This is a genomic window from Brachybacterium sp. B718/18 (genome assembly GCF_055454375.1).
Window position 1 is genome coordinate 1 of record NZ_JBVDDO010000012.1, and the last position, 18,472, is coordinate 18,472.

The window sequence follows — 18,472 nt, forward strand, 5'->3', positions numbered from 1 at the left end:
GGTTGATCAGCTCGACCTGGCGGGCGCTCACGTCCACGCCGATCACCTCGTGGCCCGCATCCGCGAACTGCACGGCCAGCGGCAGGCCAATCTTCCCCAGAGCGACAACAGCAGTCTTCACGGTGAGCCTTTCGATGACAGATTAATGGCGTGGATGGCGCACTCCAGACGATACGTGATCCCCGTACCCCACCACCCCGACGTGGACCTTCATCACCCGTGGGACTCGCTGCTCACTACTCGGTGTTCACCGGCTGTTTCACCGGAGGTCCCGCCCGCCGGCCCCTCGCGCCGCCTCACGACCATGAGCGAACTGAGCCGATCAGCGCTCCCTCGCTACTGTGAAGCGTCGTGAGTGACATCTTCCCCGGCCTCGACCAGGAGGCCGACGAGCCGCACACCGGCCCTTCCCGGAGGGTGCGATGGATCGGCCTGGCCACCTACTCACTCGTGCTCGTCCTCGTCGCTGTGCTCTGTACACTGGCGCTCACCGGCTCCGACGACCAGGCCTCCGAGGAGCCCGGCACCTCATCCACCGGACCGGCGAGCAGCACGAGCACGGTCCCGCTGTCCTTCGGCGCTCAGGTTGAAGTGGTCGCAAGCGTGACGGTCCCAGCGGACACCACCGGACCGGCACTGCTGCACTTCGGTCTCACCGCCGAAGGGGTCCCGACCTCGACCGCTCATGCAGTCATGATCTCGGGGCGAGTCGAGTGCCACAGCGGCGACGAGCTCGTGGAGATGCAGGCCTCCGTCACGGTAAGTACGAATGTGTTCGTCTCCCGAGGCGGCTCAATGTCGGGCCAGGCCCTGACGGTCGAGACCGGCGAGTCGATGGAGTGCGAACTGCTTGCCTCGGCCACCTTCGCCGAGAGCGCGGACGGCGTGCTCGCATCCACCTCCCTCCGGGCTTCTCTCGAAGCGGAGACGGGGGCCCGGGGACACGTCCCCGCCCTGCACCGCCTCGAGGACGCCACCCTCTTCACGCCCGGTACGACGAAGACCATCTTGAGCCGACGTATTGACAATCCGTCATCGCTCGACCAAATGAGCTCAACCGTGCGACTGACCTCGTGCACCGTGGTCGGCGGGTCCCGCGACGGCGACGGCGCGAACAAGTGCCGGGAGGCAATGACCGGCAAGGAATCGTCCACGGCGAGGATCCAGGTGATCGCCCGATGGCTCGACGGGGACGGCGAGATCGCGTCGACCACGACCTACTGGGACGAGACCCTGTCCATCGACTACAGCACCCACCACGTCCCGTGGACCCTGCGGCAGGCGCACATGGCAGACCTGGTGCCGGAGGACGCTTCGGGCGTCGTCCTCAACGTCCAAGTGGAGAGCGTCGACGGCACCCCGTTCGTCGTCCATGCCGACGGCACGGACAGCGAGATCACGACGGGAACCTGATCCGGCCCAGGTCCACAGATTTCGACGATAGGCTCCCCAGGACTTCAGCACTCGTCGGCACCCATCACGAGAGATCGATTTACTTGGCAAGCTTGGACGAAGTGGCGATGGCTGCGGATCACGCACAGCGTCCGTTCCTCGCGCGAAGTACTCACGGCGTCGTCGAAGTGCGCGCCTTACGTCACAGAATGATCAGAAGGCCTCAGACCAAGTAACTGTCGTCCAGCTCCAGAGCGGATCATCCGCTCTCGACCAAAGGGGGAAGCTCGATGGACCACGACGCCGTCGCGTCCGGCACTGCGGGCCCGAAGAGCCATCGCATAGCCGACGTGCGTGCAGCGAGCGAAGAATTCGTCCGCGAGGCCTTCGCCACCATGGACGAGGCAGTCGGCTCCGACCCCGAATACGGCTCCAATGAGAGCGGCCACTTCACCTGGGACATCTCACTTCTGATCCGCGCTGCCGTTCTCACCTGGCGGGTCACCGGAGACGTCGAGCAGCTTCGCCGCGCTGCACGTTGGGCACAGCACGTGGTCGAGCGGACCGATGAGGCACGTGGGCTCGAGAACTGGCGGGGCCGCATCGTTCCCGCATGGTCCTCAGGCCCTCGCTACACCGCAGGGACCGCTGTCGTGGGCTCGGTCGGCGGCGCACCGATCAGCGTCCAGGCTGCATCGGACCGCATCGTCATCGAGCGTCCGAGCCCGACCACGGCGATTATCCGCTCCTACCGCAGCGACGGCGGGACTTGGTCGTCCCTCGAGGGATCACTCGACCCGACCTGCAACGACTACCTGCCCGATGTGCTCGCCAGACGCAGCTCGATCCACTCGGTGCTGATCCGCGGACTGCCCGCACCGATCGACCTCTCCTTCATCCCTGGAGGGGAATGGCACATCGAGCCTCAGCGAGGAGCCCACTTCGTCCACTCCGGCATGATCGCCAGATCACTGCTCAGCGTCGCTGAGGAGATCGAGCGCTCCCCAGAATCCGCCGGCGCCTCTGAGATCTCCGCCGAGGAGCTTTACACCGCTGCGCGCCGTGCCCTCCTGCTTCACGATGATGAGATTCGAGTCCGCTCGGGCCAGACGTGGTATATCACCGTGCCAGCATTTCCGTCGCGTCGATTGGGTCTCGAGCTGCCGCACAACCACGTCGTCGACGCGGCGACTTCGTTCATGATCCTCGGGCGCAGATACTCCGACAAGGGATTCCGACGCCTGGGGAGCTCCCTGGCGCACCGCTTCCTCTCGGAGATCGACGCCTATCAGGCCGGACATCTCAAGCACCCTTGGTACTACTACCCGGTCGACAGCGATACCTTCGCGGGCGTGACGCGGGACGAGCCGCTGGAGGAGCGTCAGATCCCTCCCGTCCAGCGCGCCGAGGACAGCTCGCACGCCACGCTCAGGGTTAGGGCGCTCCTCGAGTGGCGAGCGATCGCCCCCCAGCTCGTGACCGACGAGGAGCTGCACACCGTCGCCCTCTCATTCCGTCGCCACTACCTGGCAGCGCACCAGAGAATCCCGACCGTCCGCTGGTTGGCCCAAGATCCCCTCGACGCTCCCCGGCTGGGCCAGTCGAACACCTACGTCGGCGCATGGGGCGCTCTGGCCCCTTGGGATTCGACGATCAAGCGGCGCATCAATTCGATGGCCTACCGGCACCCTCCCACGGAGATCTTCGGCGCCACCGTCCTCTCGTCCGCAGAGATCCTCGCGATGAACTCGGGGATTCCTACTTATGCTTCTTCGGATCGAAGCGCTCGAGAGTGATCCGCTCGTCCTGGTACTGCGGCATCTCGGGCCACTTCTCCGGGTAGCGCAGCCACTTCTCGCGATAATATGCCAGAATGTCGCTGCCGGTCTCCTCGACGATCTTCCCGAGAGTGTCCACATGGATCCAGTGGTACTGATTGAACTGCCGGCCGGCAAGCGCCTTGCCGAAGCCCGTCGGGTACGAGACGAGCTCCGCATCATTCCAGGGAATCGCCACTGAGACCCGGTTCTCACCGGCCTCGACCGGCACCGTGGCGAGTTCTCGGAAGGAAGAGACGGGGAGATCCTTCGACATGGGGGAGTACTCGCCATCGCCGATGCCGAGCATCACCTCGCCCGGCTCGGAGGCGCGGATCGTGAGATGGACGGTGTTCGGCGTGGGCCAGGTCAGACGACTCAGCGACAGGATCAGCGCTTCCGCATTGCCCTCGGCTACGCGCCTTGGGCCCGACTTCAGCGCTTCGCCCGCGGGATCCCGCACGTCCTTCGCGGAGAAGGTACCGCTGCCTGGCATCTCAACCTCGCAGTCGACGACTTCGAGATCGGCCCCCTTCGCCGCGACCTGGATCGACGCGACACCGGTGAGACGGTACCGGGAGTTGGCCAGCTCAGGCACGTCATAGATTGGAACCAGCCGCTCAAGCCCGCGGACGGACTTCCGAAAGATCTCCCACCCCAACTCATCACCGGTGAGCCGCGCATAGTCGCGGAGGATGACTGTGGCGGTCGTCCAACCGTTCAAGGTGCAGTCGGGCGCGAGCGAGGGGTACTCCTCGATGATCAGCCCCCCGTCATCGGTGTAACGCGCCACGCCTCCCTCCTCAGCCGGGACGAGGAGGCTATTCAGGACCCGCGAGAGAGGCTCCTGGAATCTCTCGGTGTCGGGCAGCTGCACCAGATTCTTGAGGCACTCGATGTAGCGAGCCTGCGTCAGACCGCTGTAGAACGTATGCGATCTCGAGGAGACCGCGGTCTTGTCCTGGCTGTAGAGGAACGCCAGGCCGTCTCCGACTGCGGTCATCTGCTCAACCGCAGCGCTTGCGACGTGCTTCGCGGCCTCCAGGAACACCTCGTCCTTCGTCCGTCGGTACTGCGCGATGTAGTCCGCGATCACATACGGGCCGTAGATCGGGTGGGCGTACAGCACGTCGCCCGTGCGTCGACCCGGGTACCCGTGGGGCAGGAACTCGATTCGATAGTAGTTCCACACCGTCCGCCGGGACGACTGAAGCGGGGGGAGCCCGACCTCCGCCTCATTCGTGATGTACTCGATTTCAGAAGTCACGGCTCACCTCATTCTCACTGGAAATGTCAGGAATACTGCGAGATCGCGACGCCATCCGCGGTGCAATCCATGCTCACGTCTGAATGCCGGTGCGTATACGCTCGACTTCCCGCGATGTCGCGGCTGCCTGACGACCGATCTCGTCCGCATACTCCCGGAAACTCATCTCCCACAGTACTCGAGCGAAGGCAATCTCGTGACGCCCGTTCCCACCTCCGTCATGCACTTGGCCCACGAGCTGCTCGATCTCCTCAAGGGAGAACGTCTCCAGCGCCGCCGCCCCTTCCATGACAAGGGGCTCGATTCCTTCCCAGTCCGCGTTCTCCCACATCCAAGTAGTCGCACGCGTCCTGGCCGAGCCCTTGTAGAACGGCTCGTCAGCCCACTGCGGCATTAGCTCCCGCAGAAGGTCTCGGTGCAGACGTCCGTATTCCGCCATGGAGTTCGGAATGGCCCACATCGTGCGCGGGAGCATCTCCGGCGAGTAGAACGGGAGGAGTGTGCTTCCAGTCGCCTGCGGCATCGACCAGAACGGCATTTTGCTGAAATGGTAGAAAAAGTCGACCACATTGAAGGCGGAGGAAAGGCCCAACCCAGCGGACTGGCCTGCGAGACGAAGAGTCGAAGTCACTGAGCTCTCGACTGACTCTCTCTCCACACCGCCTCCGCCCGTCCGGACCATCTGCGCAAGTCGCTCCAGCCCCGCCTCTGCACCCTGACCCGTCAACTTCTTCTCCCAGGCTGGGCTGAGCGTTGTCCTTCCTTGGACAGCTTCTCCACCGAGACCGTTGATGCGCGGCGCGGTCGAAGGGCGAAACCCCACGAATGGCCTGGAGCGATACGCCGACCGCGCGTTGTACGCCCCCTCCCACGCTATCTGCATCGAGATATAGCGGTCCATCGCCGAGCCTTCTGGCTTTTTTGGCTGCACCACATCGTCCACGCGGTGACTGACAGGATCGCCCGCGAGGCCCAGGAGTCTACGAGCAGTCGCGACTTCGCCCGTGTCCGTATTGACGGTGCGGACGGTGTCTATGACGCCGGCACGGATAGCAGCAGCCGCCGTGACCCTCGAGTCCTTCCCGCCGGAGAGGTCGGCGACAGGCTTCCCTTGCCACCATGCCGCGGTACCCAAGAAGCGGACCATGCCCTGCCCCGCGTCGGCTAGGGAAGGAACTCCACCCTCGATAGTCGATCGGATCCACTCATTCCGATCGCAACACGACGTCACCGTTCCGTCCGCGCGCGCGTGGATCTCGGTGCTAGCCGGCAATTGCCTTCCGTTACCCAAATGTGCCTCACCATTTGAGGACCACCCCAAAGTCGCCATATCGTTCCACGTCGAATGGGTGAGCGCTGGCTTTATCCCGCCGAATACGTGCGCGAGTCCGGGCCTGCTACTCCACACCGTGCCAAAGTTCGGCACGACGATCTCGTAAAGACGCACCATTCCCAGGCGGTCGTTAACGATGCGGAGACCCTCACATGACCAGTGAAATGCCGCGGCGGGAGCGCCCATCTCCACCCGGTCTATCGCACCGGATGTGAGTCCGCGCGCGAGGTCAACGGCATCGACGCCGTCCTCAGGCCGCCCCGCAGCGGCCGGGATGTGCAGCCATCCGGCAGCTTCACCGTCCCGCGTGGCGACCATCGGCCAGCCCACGACCTCGCGCGTGTGCTGCCATACCGCGAAGCCTGTCCTTCCGTCACCGACCGTCGTGCGCACAAGGTCCGTTGCCGCGACTCCCTCGAGGTGGCGCGTCGCCGACTCCCAACGGACGTTGAGCTCGTCTCCGGACATCTCCTCCGAGCGATCACAGGCGTAGGCAAGGATGAACTGGCTGCTCGACATAGTTCACCGCCCCCGGAAGAAGTCGACGATCCTGAACCAGAGAGCCGAGAACGCATTCTTCGCTGGTGCGGCGTCCTGCTCCTCGTGCTCTTGCGCACCGGAGACCCGCTCATGCAGCGAGATGAGCCGGGCTTCGTACTTCTGCCAGTTCTCCGTGGCCGCGTAGTTCCCACAGTTCACCGCCATCCGCTCGAGATCGGCGTCGCCAAGGCCATTGACCGTGTCGGCGATCTGCGCCGGGTCGAGGGCCATGGGAACCGTGACACCGATCCCGTACTTCTTGATCTGCTTCTCCATCTCCGGCATGTCGGTCGCCAGGATCGGCACGCCGGCCGCAGGGTACTCCCACAGCTTGTTAGGCGAGCAGTACAGATGATTGAGACCGGTGTTCTCGTAAGGGATCGTGCCGAGGGTCGCCCCGGCCGTCCAGCTCAGGAGCTCGTCGTGAGGTGCACTGGGGACGGCTGCCACCCGTGCTCGTCCGTCGGGCCTGCCCGTCTCAGCATCGGCGTACTCAAGGATGCTCTCCTCAAGCTTTCCCCAACCCATGAACACCAGGGACCAGTCCTCCCGCAGCAGCTTCGACGCCTCGAGTAGCGCCGAAATGCCGCGATGCGGCGAGAAACCGCCTTGGAAGAGGAGGATCTTCTGATCCGGCTCCAGCCCAGCAGCTTCATGCAGACGACCGTCGTATTTGGTCTGCGCGACACGTTCTACCGCGTTGGGGACCAGGACAGCCTCGGGCAGGGCCTCGTACTTCTCACGGTAGAAGTTGGCGATGCTCTGGTTCAGCGTGATGAAGCCATCGACGTACTGAACGTTGTCGGCGATGATGCGGGAGTTCACCGTGGCACGCTCGGGCTCGATACTTGCCAGGTCCTCATAGATCTCATGAGCGTCCCAGATAATCGGCACGTCGAACGCTTCTTTATACAACGCAGCGGCAGTGAGGGTCAGGTGATCGTGCATATGGACGGTGTCCGGCACGAACGTCGATCTCACGCTCTCGAAGACGGTCTCACCCTGGATCCGGAAAGACGTCCAGATCGAGCTCACACGCCCCTTGGGGAGCTCTTCGCGCTCGACGCGAGGCTTCAGATCCGACAGATTTCTGTGCTGAAGGTGGACCGGGATGCCGTTCGGGAGCACGAAGTCCTCGGACTCGTCGGCGGTGAGCCCGAACAGTCGCACGTCGTGTCCTTGAGCCTTGAGGGACGCTGCCCCCTTGAGGACTCGTGCGTCATGCTTGACCCCGTTGTGGACGACGGCCGCAATACGCATGGCTCTTCTCTCCTAGGTGAGGAACACGGTTGGCGACTCGGTCGGCCGGCCGCTCTGATTCTACCGATCGTATTGGGTTTTCGAGTACGTGTGCACGTAGACTGCAGCACCCGTCGCCAGCCGAGATTCGCATGGCTCACCAAGCATCGCGGCCAGAATCGAGGCACACTATCGAACGCTCTCCACGAGAGACGCGGCGCTGTGACGAGGAGCCCAGCGACACTCCGGCAAGCTTACATGTGAGCGTGCAATCGAGGCGACGCAACCCCCTTTCCAGCTCGTCTTCGCTTTACACCGATGCATGCATATAGCCGTCGGCAGCTCGACCCCCGCGGACAGCGCCGGACTCATCACTGACACCCCGGACCCCAAGAGCGGACGCTCCGGGCGCTTCTCCGAGGGGCCGCCGGACGGGTACGGCAACGAGCATCCCGATTTCGTCGGCGCCAACCGGGACCCGCTGCGACTCGGCGGGTACAAGATGATCCTCGACGGCTCCCCGCAGGCCCGCTCGGTCTGGATGAGCGATTTCTACGAGCCGGCCGGCTTGAACGCGGGCCCCGGCTGCGCCTACGCGGTCACTCCCCCGGACATGCTGCTGACGATCTAGGCGGCCGTGAACCGGATCAGCCGCACCGGCCAGGATTTCGGCCCCGAGAAGCGGATCAGCGTCTGAGAGGCGCTGCGCGGTCACAGACGAAGCCGCCGACCAGTACGGGTAGGAAGACACCAAGGGGTAGATTCGCGAGGGGATGCGGGCGGATCTGGTGACCCTCTCCGCGGATCCACTGGCAACAGCCCCCATGAACTTGCGCGAGATCGACGTTCTCACCACCATCAAGAACGGAGCGGTGGTCTTCGATGCGGGGACCGCGACTCAATCCCCCCTGACCTGCTGATCCAGCCGGTCACCCCTACTCTCCGCCGAGGACCCATCATGAAGATCCTGTCCGTCGTGGGCGCTCGCCCGCAGTTCGTCAAGCTCGCCGCGATCGCGGATGCGGCCGCGCAGCGGGACGACGTGGAGCACGTCATCGTCCATACCGGACAGCATTACGACGCCGCGATGAGCGACGTCTTCTTCGCGGACCTCCGGATCCCCGCCCCCGACGTGAACCTCGCCATCGGCTCCGGCACGCACGGCCGCCAGACCGGCTCCATGCTCGCCGCGATGGACGAGGTGCTCGAGGAGCACCGTCCGGACTGGGTGCTCGTCTACGGCGACACCAACTCGACCCTTGCGGGCACGCTCTCCGCGGTGAAGATGCACCTCAGGGTCGCCCACCTCGAGGCGGGCCTGCGCTCCTTCAACCGGCGCATGCCCGAGGAGCACAACCGGGTCCTCACCGACCATGCCGCCGACCTCCTCCTCGCGCCGACCGAGGTCGCCCGCGAGCACCTCGCCGCTGAGGGCCTCGCGGAGCGCACGGTCGTCGTCGGCGACGTCATGACCGACGTCTGCCTGCGCGTCGCTGCCGCCGTCTGGGACCAGCCGCTGCGGCTCCCCGAGGGGATCGACCCCGCCGCGGACTTCGCCGTCGCGACGATCCACCGCGCCGACAACACCGACGACCCCGAGCGGCTGCGCGCGATCGTCCGCGGCCTGCAGTCCCTCGACACGCCGCTCGCGCTCTTCGCGCACCCCCGGCTCGTGGCGAAGGCCGAGGAGGCGGGCATCGACCTCGCCGGAGGCGCCGTCCACGTGGGGGAGCCGCTCGCCTACCCGGACCTCGTAGCCGCCATGCAGCGCGCCCGCGCCGTCGTCACCGACTCCGGCGGCCTGCAGAAGGAGGCGTACCTGCTGGGCACGCCCTGCACGACCGTCCGCACCGAGACCGAATGGGTCGAGACCCTCGAGAACGGCTGGAACCAGCTCGTCGCGAATCCCGCCGACCTCCCCGCGGCCGTCGGCCGACCCCGCCCCACCGCGGACCGCACGGCCCACTACGGCGACGGCACCGCCGCCCTGCGCAGCGTCGACGCGTTGCGCGAGCGGGCCTGAACGTCAACCGGGCGGCGCGCAGCGTCGCACCGCCCAGGTGATCTGGACCCTCATCCGCTGAGCAGATCCCTCACGCGCCGCGCCGGGAGATGCGGTCGATCTCCCCGATGAGGATCTTGCGCTCCACCTCCCAGGTGTTCTCTCTGCCGAAAGTCTCTGCGCTGCGGCGGTACTCGTCGTACCGGGCCGGGTCCAGCACGCGCGCCACGGCATCCGCCAGCGCCACCGGGTCGAACGGGTCGTAGACCTCCCCGCATCGGTGCCGCTCCGCGATCCGGCGGAGCTCCGGCAGATCCGAGGCGATGAACGGGATCCCAGCGCCCGGGTACTCGAAGGCCTTGTTCGGCAGCGCGTACTCGTTGTTCCTCGACACGGGCTGGTACGGGATCACTCCGGCATCCGCACCGGCCGTGTAGGCGGGTAGCTCGCCGGGCTCCACGGCTGGGAGGAAGTGCACCCGGTCCTCGACGTCGAGCTTCGCCGCCAGCGCGGCGAGCTCCTCCTGCGACTTGCCCTTGCCGATCAGCACCAGATGCGCCCCGGAAGGGAAGAGCTCCGCCGCTCGGATGCAGACTTCGAGGCCACGGCCGGGAACGAGACCGCCCTGGTAGATCACGATCTTCGCGCCGCGATCGAGCCCGACGAGGGCATGGAGGTCAATCGGGTTGCTGCGGACCTCCTCGGCGACCGCGGGGGCGGCATTCCTCAGGACGGTGCCATGGACCCCATAGCGCCTCTCATACTCGTCCCGGATGGTCTCGTTGACCACCACCATCGAATCCACCTGCTTGAGGTACTTCTTCTCGACGGGCCACAACACCCTGCGCTCGTACGGGCGCAGCGTGGTGCTCTCGAGATACAGCTCATGGCAGTCGTGCAGGTGGGGCACCCCGAGGCGGCGGGCCGCGATGTTCGCCCCGACCAGCCCCGGCAGATCAGAGCTCACAATGAGATCGGGATCGTGCGCCGCGATCCGATCCGGGGAGAGCCACCAGAACTCGACAAACCTGTTGATGAGGTGGACGTGCTTGAGCTGGTCCCGGATCGTAAGATCGCGCCTGTTCCGGGCGGTTGTCATGGACTTTCGCCAGCGCCTCTCCGCCATGGACGAGCACTCCCCGACCCTCTCCCGTGTGGCACGGACGGGCTCCGAAGCCCAGCCCTCGCGCATTAGGTCGAGCCCCGGGAGGTCGCGGCTCATCCAGTTGGGCGCCTCCCACGCAGGGGAGGCGGCCGCTTGAGCACGTGCCTTCTTCTGCCGGTCCCACTTCACCTGGCGCTCGTTCTTCTTGCGAGTCATCCGGTCCTGATACCGGACGGCCATGGAGCGCACATCGACGAAGTCCGCGGACAGCCGCGGATGCTCGAGACCCTGGAAGAAATCCGTCCGCGGCGTGGAGTTGACGACCGTGACCTCGTACCCGAGGTCCAGCAGGGTCATGATGTTCCGGCGGATCCTTCCGGCGATCTGCGGCTTCATCGCGACGACGACCGCGCGTCGTCCGTTGCTCCGCCCCGCGGCTGCGACGTCCTCGAGGCTCGTCTTTCCCCAAGTCGAGACCGCCGTACTGGCGGCACCTTGGTCGGTTCCCGCCGGGAGAGCCGTGTCCGCGTGAGCCCCACACGGGAGGGCGGGGCCCTCTGTCGACTCCTCCGTCCGTCCCCGCCGGTGCTCTTCCTCGAGGTCGCCCGCAGCGGGACCCCGGTAGCCGAGTTCCCGGTAGATGCCGTAGTAGGTGCTCACGTTGTGCTCCCAGGTGCGCTGGGCCCGGACCCAGCGTGCACCGCGGACACCGAGCGTCCGGCGACGTTGCGGGTCCTTGACGAGCGCGATGAGCTTCCAGCCGAGGTCCCGGTGATGGCCTGCTCGAAACGTCACCGCTGCGCCAGAAGCGTCGGCGATCTCTTGCAGCGCATCGACGTCGGAGAGCACCACAGCACGACCGGTCGAGAAGGCCTCGAAGGGCTTCAGCGGGGTGACGAGGTCTGCCACGGAGGACTTCCGTCGCGGCACCACGAAGATGTCGATCAGCCCGTAGTACCGCAGCACGTCCGAGTGCGGGACTGCACCAGTGAACACGATGTCCTGAGCCCCAACCTTCTCCGCATGCTGCTGGAGCGCGTCGAAGTGCTTCCCGCCCCCGACCAGCAGCAGGCGGACAGGTACGGAGACTTTGCTCGCCGCCATGCGGAAGCCGTCGATGAGGGTGTCGATACCCTCGTACTCGACCATCGACGAAATGTACCCGATGGTCACGGCGTCCTCGGGGATCCCGAGATCCGCAGCGAGATCCGGGTCTCGCTCCTGGACGGGAAACTCCTCCGGATCGACTGCATTGGGGACCACGGCGACTTGCGCATCTTGCAGCGTCCCACCGCCGAGTTCGAGGATGTGCGACTTCATGGCCGCGGCAAGGGTGATGTTGCGGTCGACGAGGTCGCGGGCGACCGTCTCCGCCCGCTGCCTCAGCTGGTAGGCCGCCGGGCGACCATAGGTGGCAAAGAGTCGCTCCGCCTGCGCGCCCCAACCGTTCGCCGAGATGGTGCGAGTCAGCCAGGATTCCTCCCAGAACCCTCGCGTCTCATACACAGTGGGGATCCCGTATGCCTTTCCCACGGCGTGAACCAGCAAGGCATTCTGGAAATCTGAGTGCGCGTGGAGAACGCTCGGGCGGATCCTGCGCACCAACTTCGCGAGCTGCTCCATGTCGTGCCGGAGCCAATCATCGATCGGGACGCCTCGGCGCAGCTGCCCCGGGAGCCGGTAGTAGTCCACCTCATCAATGCTGTAAGGGACCGCTTCCCGCGCCGTCTCCTCGACGATCCCGGACTGCCCGACGACAGCGACCGGCAGGCCACGTCGTGCCTGCGCCCGAGCCGTGTAGTGGGTGCGGAGGGTGAAGCCGGACTGCGTCTCGGGCAACACCCTGCCCACGACATGGAGGATCGGGCCCGACGTGTTGTACGCCGGAGAAGCCGGTAGATCCGCTACCACACTTGCCGGATTCGAGAACACCGCGATCTCGCGCTGCAAGGCAGTCAGAGCCTTCCGGTCGCCCGGCCGACCGGACTTCTCCACGACCTGGCCGAGCACCTTCGCTTCGAGGTCCCAGTAACCAGCTTTCCTGTAGTAGCGATGCAGCGAACGGAGGGTGCCCAGATCCAGCCGCTCGAGCAGCTTGTACGCCCTAATCAGCGGTGCCGCCTCGAGCAGCTGGTCGTTCTCGAGCCTGTGATGGAACAGCTCGGTCGCCTGTCGGACAGTGAGGAAGGAACGCGGGCTGCGCCCCAACTGGAAGGCGAGCTCCGTGCCCAAGATCCAGGTCTCCTCGAGCCTGGCCGACTGGTCGCGGTCGGTCGCCTCCAGGCGTGCCAACTCCTCGCGGACCGCTGTCGGGACCCCCTCGGCGACGCGTCGCTCGAGGTCCTCCACTGCGCGCTCGAGATGGGTGATCTGAACCTCGAGTGCCTTCACCGCGTCCACGTTCGCGGCCCCTGCAATCACCGCCTGGTTGCTCACGGCCTTGGCGTTCGTGGCCTCTGCGCCGACTCGAGCGGTCGTCGCAATCGTCTCCTCCTCGAAGGACTTCGCACGATCGATCTGTGCCTGCTGGTTCCGTCTGAGCGTCGAGGCGTGGTCGCTGAGCCGAGTGAACTGCCTGACGCCCACCAACCCGCCGAACAGCAGAAGAGTTGCGGAGAGCAGACCCGCGCCACCCGCTGCCACTGCCCAGGCCTGGGATCCGGTAAGCGCCGTACCGATCAGCAGAACGATGAGCGTTGCCAGGAGCACACCCGCCCCCAACACCACCATCCGCAGCTTCGCTCGCATCGGTCCTCCCTCTTCCTTGAGACGCCTTAGTCCGATCACCGGCCGCGCTGCATCGGGAGGGAACTGTCGGGGATGTCCTTGAAGTCCTGCGGGCGATGATCGCCACCGATGAACTTCCACTTGATCGCTGCGACAGTGCGCTCTGCCGCGCGACCGTCCCCGTACGGGTTCACGGCGTTGGCCATCGCCGCGTAGGCCTCTTCGGAGTTCAGCAGCATGGAGACTTCGTCGATCAATCGCTGCTTGTGGGTGCCGATCAGCTTCACCGTGCCTGCCACTACCGCTTCTGGGCGCTCGGTGTTCTCTCGCATTACCAAAACAGGCTTTCCGAGACTGGGGGCTTCTTCCTGCACACCGCCCGAGTCGGTGAGCACCACGTCGGCCAGGCTCAGCAGCTGGGTGAACTCGGCGTAGGCGAGCGGCTCGATGAGGTAAACGTTGTCGAGTCCCTTCACGGCGGGCTTGATCGCCTTCCGGACCTTCGGATTCTTGTGGATCGGGAACACTACCGTGAGGTCCGGGTACCTGCGCGCCAGCTCGGCCACAGCCTGGCCGATGTCCTCCATCGCTGTGCCGAGGTTCTCTCGGCGGTGGGCGGTCACGAGCAACACACGGCCAACCTTGTCGGACTCCTTCGCCTCGCGGAGAGCCTCCAGCCGAGCATCCTCGAAAGCGACTCGGAGGTTCTTGGTCGCGAACATGAGGGTGTCGATGACCGAGTTCCCGGTGATGACGATGTCGTTCTCGCGAACGTCCTCTCGCGTCAGGTTGGCCTTGCTCGTCGACGTCGGGGCAAGATGAAGCGCTGCGATCTGGCTCGTCAGCTTCCTGTTCGCCTCTTCGGGGAAGGGCGAGTTGATGTCGCCCGAGCGAAGACCAGCCTCAAGGTGGACCACCGGGATCTGTCGGTTGAAGGCTGCAACCGCGGCACCCATGACCGTGGACGTGTCGCCCTGAACGATAACGGCGTCCGGCATTTCCTGGCCGAGGATCTCATCCACCCCGGAGATCACCTTTGCCACGATCGCGTTCAACGTCTGCCCGGCACTCATGATGTTCATGTCATGGTCAGGGACGATCTCGAACATCGAGTTCACCTGATCGAGCATCTCACGGTGTTGACCCGTGACCACCGTGACGCTTTCGAGCGCTTCATCGGCCTCGATGGCCTTGATGATCGGGGCGACCTTGATCGCCTCTGGCCTCGTTCCATAGATCGTCATGATTCGAAGCGACATGCGGGATCCTCTCGGTGATTACGGCAAGTTACCAGTTCAGCTCGGTAGCTACTGGTTCTCGTGAGGGAGGACTGTGCCTGGAAAACGCTTTGCCTCAATCCCCTGGGCAAAGACATTCAAGAACGGGTCTGCGACGAGTTCGGGGGTCCCGTCTGGCTTCGACTGTTCATCGGCCTCTTCCGGAAGCGTGAGCGTCGATGCTGCACGTGAGGTCTCGCCCTCCAGGATCGCGTCCCGCAGAAGTCCCGCAGCTTTGCTCTCCTCGCCCTGAGCAAGATTGTGGGCGAACCAGCGGTACTTGCGTGCGACCTCCACCGCGTCGCCGTCGAGCACCACGCGTCCCCGCTCCATCCAGATCGCTCGGGAGCACATGTTCTCGATGGTCTGCGCAGCGTGGTTGACCATGAACACGGTGCCAGCGTTCGCGAGCATGTCATCCATCTTCTTCGCCGAGCGCTCCGAGAAGGTCGCGTCGCCAGTCGAGAGCGCCTCATCGATCATGAGGATCTTGGGCTCGGCCATCACGGAGATCGCGAACTTCAGCCGGGCACCCATGCCCGAGGAGTACGTCCGCAGTGGAAGGTCGATCGTCTCGCCGAGGGCAGATAGCTCAGCTGCGGCGGGAAACTTCTCCTCGGCTTCTTCGTGGCTGAGACCCATCGCGAGGAACCCCAGCTTGATGTTCTCCGCGCCCGTCAGCTCGGGGATCAGAGCTGCGCTCACACCGAGCAGTTGAGGCCGTGCGCTCGTCAGCACCACGCCCGAGGTGGGCGGCTCTACACCGGCGAGGGCACGGAGCAAGGTCGACTTCCCGGAGCCGTTCCGGCCGATGATTCCGACGAACTCGCCGGAGCAAACCTGGAGGTCGATTCCCCGCAGCGCCGAGACGGAGACCATCTGCTTGCGCCGAAGCAGTTTGCCGAGCACCCCCTTGCGGGGTGTGCGGTCGGTACGTCTGGCCTTGTATCGCATACGGAGGCGATGTGCGACAACGGTGACTGGGGAGTCCTCGGGCGCTACCCAGCGGGTGGTGGTCGGCGCATCGACAGAACTAGACGTTTTGCCATCAGCGCTGTTCTCGGCCATAGCTCGCCTCCCCCCGCCAGAAGAAGAGGAACCCGGTGACGAGCAGACCGAGAGTCACCGCCGTGACTTCGAACCAGTCGCTCAGCGGCGGTAACACTCCATCCATCAGGAGAGAGCGATAGATATCGATGATCTGGAATAGTGGATTGGACTCAATAATGGCGAGAGCGGTGGGGTGGGTCACGAAGCGCTCGATCGGGAAGATCACACCGGAGCCGTACATGAGGAACCTGCTGATCACGGCCATGACCTGTGCCATATCCGGGAGGATGAAGCCGAGGCGGGCGACCCAGAATCGGATCGCAAGGTTAAACAGGCTGTGAATCATGAAGACGAAGGGCACGAAAAGCCACGTCGTCGTGGGCGGCGCGAAGGGCGGGACCACCCAGATCACGAGGCACATCACGGTTACCGAGATGACCGAGAGCAGCACATCCTGCACCTCAGAGGCGAGGGGGAGGGAGGCTCGAGGGAAGTTGAAGGCGCGGATCATCGACTTGCCGGACGTCATCGTGGAGACACCCTGGCTGATCGCGCTCGCCGTGGAGCGGTAGGTCAGGATGCCGATCACCACGAAGGCGGCGTAGTTTTCCACATCGCCCCGCCCGCCGAGAATGAGCCCGAAGATAATGAAGTAGAAGACGGAGTCGACCAGCGGGCGCAGGATCATCCAGACGTTGCCCAGGCGGTTTCGGGTGTACTGGGTGGATGCGCGATGTCGTGAGTCCATCCAGATGAACTCACGGCGCTCCCAGAGCTGAGCGATGTAGGTCAGCAGAGGAGGTCGGATGCCTATCGGCCGGAGCTCACTCGGGTCGTGTCCTCGCACCTCAAGGGCTCGCTTGACCTCGGCGACGGTCGTCACCTCGGAAGTTCTCTGTCTCGTTCCCATCTCACCCCTGCGTCATGCGATACACGCGCACGTATCGTCTCATCAATGCGGTCCATGCGCGTTCTCGCGCCAGCACCCGCCCGTTGTCCGCGAGGCGCCGGCAGGCGTCCGCGTCGTCGAAGAGAGTCACGATGGCTCGTGCGACGTCGCTGGCGTCCCCTGCGGTGGCGAGCCGGCCATACAAGGTGCCGTCCTCTCCTGTGATGGTCTCCCGCAACGCGGGCAGGTCGCTGACGACAACTGGTCGCCCGAGCGCGAGCGCCTCGATCGGCTTCTGCGGGGTGACCGTGCGAGCGACGTCGAGGTCGAGTCGGGGCACCACGACGACGTCGAGAGCCTGCACCCATGCCCGAGCGTCCTCCCGCGGCACCCGCCCCGGCATGTGAAGGCGATCCGCGATGCCTAGCTCGTCTGCGAGATGAAGAAGCCCGGGGACTGCGACCCCATCACCCGCAAGAACGACGTGTAGCCGGTCGCGGAGAAGCGGCGAGCGCGTTTCGCCTGCCACGATCTGTGCCACTGCGCGCAGCAGCACGTGGAATCCTTCGTACTCAACGAGAGCGCTGACTGCACCCACGACGAAAGAGCCGTCGGGAAGATCGAGGCCGATTATTCGACGAGCATCCTCGGCGGAGAGCGTCTCGCCGAGCAGAGACGGGTTCACGCCGTTCGGGACGAGTGTGATCCGCTCACGGGCCACTCCCCGAACGACTAGTTGGTCGGCCATCGACTGGCTCAGGGTGACGACCGCCGCTGCGTCCTGGGCGAGCCTGCCTTCACGAGAGCGGATGAGGTGCACCCGCTCGGAATCCGCAGAGACACGTCGAGACTCTGGCGACCGGTGCGAGGCGATCCAGGTCTGCTCCATGAGGCCGCGCACCTCCAGGATCCACGGGATGCCCGTCGCGGCGCTCACCGCCTGGGCGACCAGGGCATTGCGATAGTCGGTCGTGGCGTGGAGGACGTGCGGGCGGAAGGCTGCGACGAGCCGGAGCGCTTCGGCGACCTCCTGGTCCAGTCGCTCCTCCGGGGTGGCTCCGAGGGTCGCAGGAAGGGTTCTGCGGTAACGGATCCCGTCGACCACGTCCTCGTCCTCACAGAACGGCTTCCCGACCATCACGGGGTAGCCGGTGCGGGTCAGCGCGAGTGACTCGATTCCCTGAGCCGCGAGGGAGGTGAGGATGTGATGACTGCGCAGTGCGTAACCGGACTGGGTATGCGGCAGGGAGTTCGTGAGGAGGTGGAGGATCCGGAGCGGACCGTCGTCGGTCGGCGGCGAGAGCTCCGCCGATTCGACGGCCGGCACGTGGAGCCGTCGGCCGTCCGCGAGGAGGTCGAGCTCGCTGCGCAGTCGGAGTGCCTGAGCGGTCGTGCCGCGGCCCGCGGCATCGAGGGCCCTCACCGCACCGGTGAGATTGCCCTGGGCCCACAGCCCTCGAGCGCGAGTGGTCGCCCGAGCACCCGGAGGGAGGAGATCGACGCGGTCCAGGAGCACGGCGACCTCACCGGCTATGCGGGATCTCGTCGCCCGCGCGTCGGCGACGTGGGAGAGCGCCGCAGATTCCTGTCCCGCCATGTAGGCGCCCAGGGCGGCCACGCCCGCTCCGCGAGGCAACCGCTCCGCGACAGCCTGCATGCCGTGCCCCACCCTGCGTCGCGCCGCAATGGGGAGCCGCCGACTCACCTGAATCGCGAGCAGGGCCGGATCATCCAGCAGATGCTGCACCGCTGACTGCACGAGGAGTCGTGCGTTGCGCGCGAGCAGGCGTGGATGCGGCACGTTTCCCCTCGAAGATCGAATGGTCCCTTGGAC

14 protein-coding genes are annotated in these 18,472 nt (G+C 65.4%); 5 read left to right on the plus strand and 9 right to left on the minus strand.

Going from position 1 to position 18,472, the window contains the following annotated elements:
* On the minus strand, window positions 1-121 hold a 121-nt coding region (locus tag ACZCAH_RS14130), incomplete at its 3' end, for a hypothetical protein (RefSeq protein WP_464341750.1).
* A 230-nt stretch (window positions 122-351) separates the two neighbouring features.
* Between ACZCAH_RS14130 and ACZCAH_RS14135 the strand changes: the two genes are divergently transcribed.
* Window positions 352-1,413 carry a hypothetical protein gene (locus ACZCAH_RS14135; protein WP_464341693.1) on the plus strand — a complete coding sequence of 354 codons (1,062 nt, stop codon included), beginning with the start codon at window positions 352-354 and terminating at the stop codon, window positions 1,411-1,413.
* A gap of 269 nt (window positions 1,414-1,682) precedes the next feature.
* Entirely contained in the window at window positions 1,683-3,188 is a 1,506-nt protein-coding gene (locus ACZCAH_RS14140) for a hypothetical protein (RefSeq protein ID WP_464341694.1), read from the plus strand.
* Here ACZCAH_RS14140 and ACZCAH_RS14145 read toward each other — a convergent pair.
* The 3 genes from ACZCAH_RS14145 to ACZCAH_RS14155 all read right to left on the minus strand — a co-directional run bounded on the left by ACZCAH_RS14145 (window position 3,151) and on the right by ACZCAH_RS14155 (window position 7,609).
* Window positions 3,151-4,476, minus strand: a complete 1,326-nt coding sequence (locus tag ACZCAH_RS14145; protein WP_464341695.1) for a D-glucuronyl C5-epimerase family protein — start codon at window positions 4,474-4,476, stop codon at window positions 3,151-3,153. The two genes, ACZCAH_RS14140 and ACZCAH_RS14145, sit on opposite strands and share 38 nt — an antisense overlap.
* A gap of 73 nt (window positions 4,477-4,549) precedes the next feature.
* Complete coding sequence (locus ACZCAH_RS14150; RefSeq protein WP_464341696.1) at window positions 4,550-6,328, minus strand: hypothetical protein; 1,779 nt, start codon at window positions 6,326-6,328, stop codon at window positions 4,550-4,552.
* 3 nt (window positions 6,329-6,331) lie between these two features.
* On the minus strand, window positions 6,332-7,609 hold the full coding sequence (locus ACZCAH_RS14155) for a glycosyltransferase (RefSeq protein ID WP_464341697.1): 1,278 nt from the start codon (window positions 7,607-7,609) through the stop codon (window positions 6,332-6,334).
* Between the two features lie 301 nt (window positions 7,610-7,910).
* Here ACZCAH_RS14155 and ACZCAH_RS14160 point away from each other — a divergent pair, with 301 nt between their 5' ends.
* The 3 genes from ACZCAH_RS14160 to wecB (ACZCAH_RS14170) all read left to right on the plus strand — a co-directional run bounded on the left by ACZCAH_RS14160 (window position 7,911) and on the right by wecB (ACZCAH_RS14170) (window position 9,611).
* On the plus strand, window positions 7,911-8,219 hold the full coding sequence (locus ACZCAH_RS14160) for a hypothetical protein (protein WP_464341698.1): 309 nt from the start codon (window positions 7,911-7,913) through the stop codon (window positions 8,217-8,219).
* A 142-nt stretch (window positions 8,220-8,361) separates the two neighbouring features.
* Window positions 8,362-8,508: a hypothetical protein gene (locus ACZCAH_RS14165; protein ID WP_464341699.1), complete on the plus strand. Its 147-nt coding sequence runs from the start codon at window positions 8,362-8,364 to the stop codon at window positions 8,506-8,508.
* A 38-nt stretch (window positions 8,509-8,546) separates the two neighbouring features.
* Window positions 8,547-9,611 (plus strand): non-hydrolyzing UDP-N-acetylglucosamine 2-epimerase, encoded by a 1,065-nt coding sequence (wecB, locus tag ACZCAH_RS14170; RefSeq protein WP_464341700.1) that lies wholly within the window; start codon window positions 8,547-8,549, stop codon window positions 9,609-9,611.
* Between the two features lie 70 nt (window positions 9,612-9,681).
* Here wecB (ACZCAH_RS14170) and ACZCAH_RS14175 read toward each other — a convergent pair whose 3' ends face one another.
* The 5 genes from ACZCAH_RS14175 to ACZCAH_RS14195 are packed head-to-tail and all read right to left on the minus strand — an operon-like array spanning window position 9,682 to window position 18,439.
* On the minus strand, window positions 9,682-13,443 hold the full coding sequence (locus ACZCAH_RS14175) for a glycosyltransferase (RefSeq protein ID WP_464341701.1): 3,762 nt from the start codon (window positions 13,441-13,443) through the stop codon (window positions 9,682-9,684).
* A gap of 35 nt (window positions 13,444-13,478) precedes the next feature.
* Window positions 13,479-14,681, minus strand: coding sequence for a non-hydrolyzing UDP-N-acetylglucosamine 2-epimerase (wecB, locus tag ACZCAH_RS14180; RefSeq protein WP_464341702.1), 1,203 nt, complete (start codon window positions 14,679-14,681; stop codon window positions 13,479-13,481).
* A gap of 48 nt (window positions 14,682-14,729) precedes the next feature.
* On the minus strand, window positions 14,730-15,767 hold the full coding sequence (locus tag ACZCAH_RS14185; protein ID WP_464341703.1) for an ABC transporter ATP-binding protein: 1,038 nt from the start codon (window positions 15,765-15,767) through the stop codon (window positions 14,730-14,732).
* Window positions 15,748-16,632, minus strand: a complete 885-nt coding sequence (locus ACZCAH_RS14190) for an ABC transporter permease (RefSeq protein WP_464341704.1) — start codon at window positions 16,630-16,632, stop codon at window positions 15,748-15,750. Before ACZCAH_RS14190 ends, ACZCAH_RS14185 begins: the two co-directional genes overlap by 20 nt.
* Before the next feature lie 28 nt (window positions 16,633-16,660).
* The gene (locus ACZCAH_RS14195) at window positions 16,661-18,439 is read right to left on the minus strand and encodes a glycosyltransferase family 4 protein (RefSeq protein WP_464341705.1); all 1,779 of its coding nucleotides are present in this window, start codon (window positions 18,437-18,439) and stop codon (window positions 16,661-16,663) included.
* Between the last annotated feature and the right edge of the window lie 33 nt (window positions 18,440-18,472).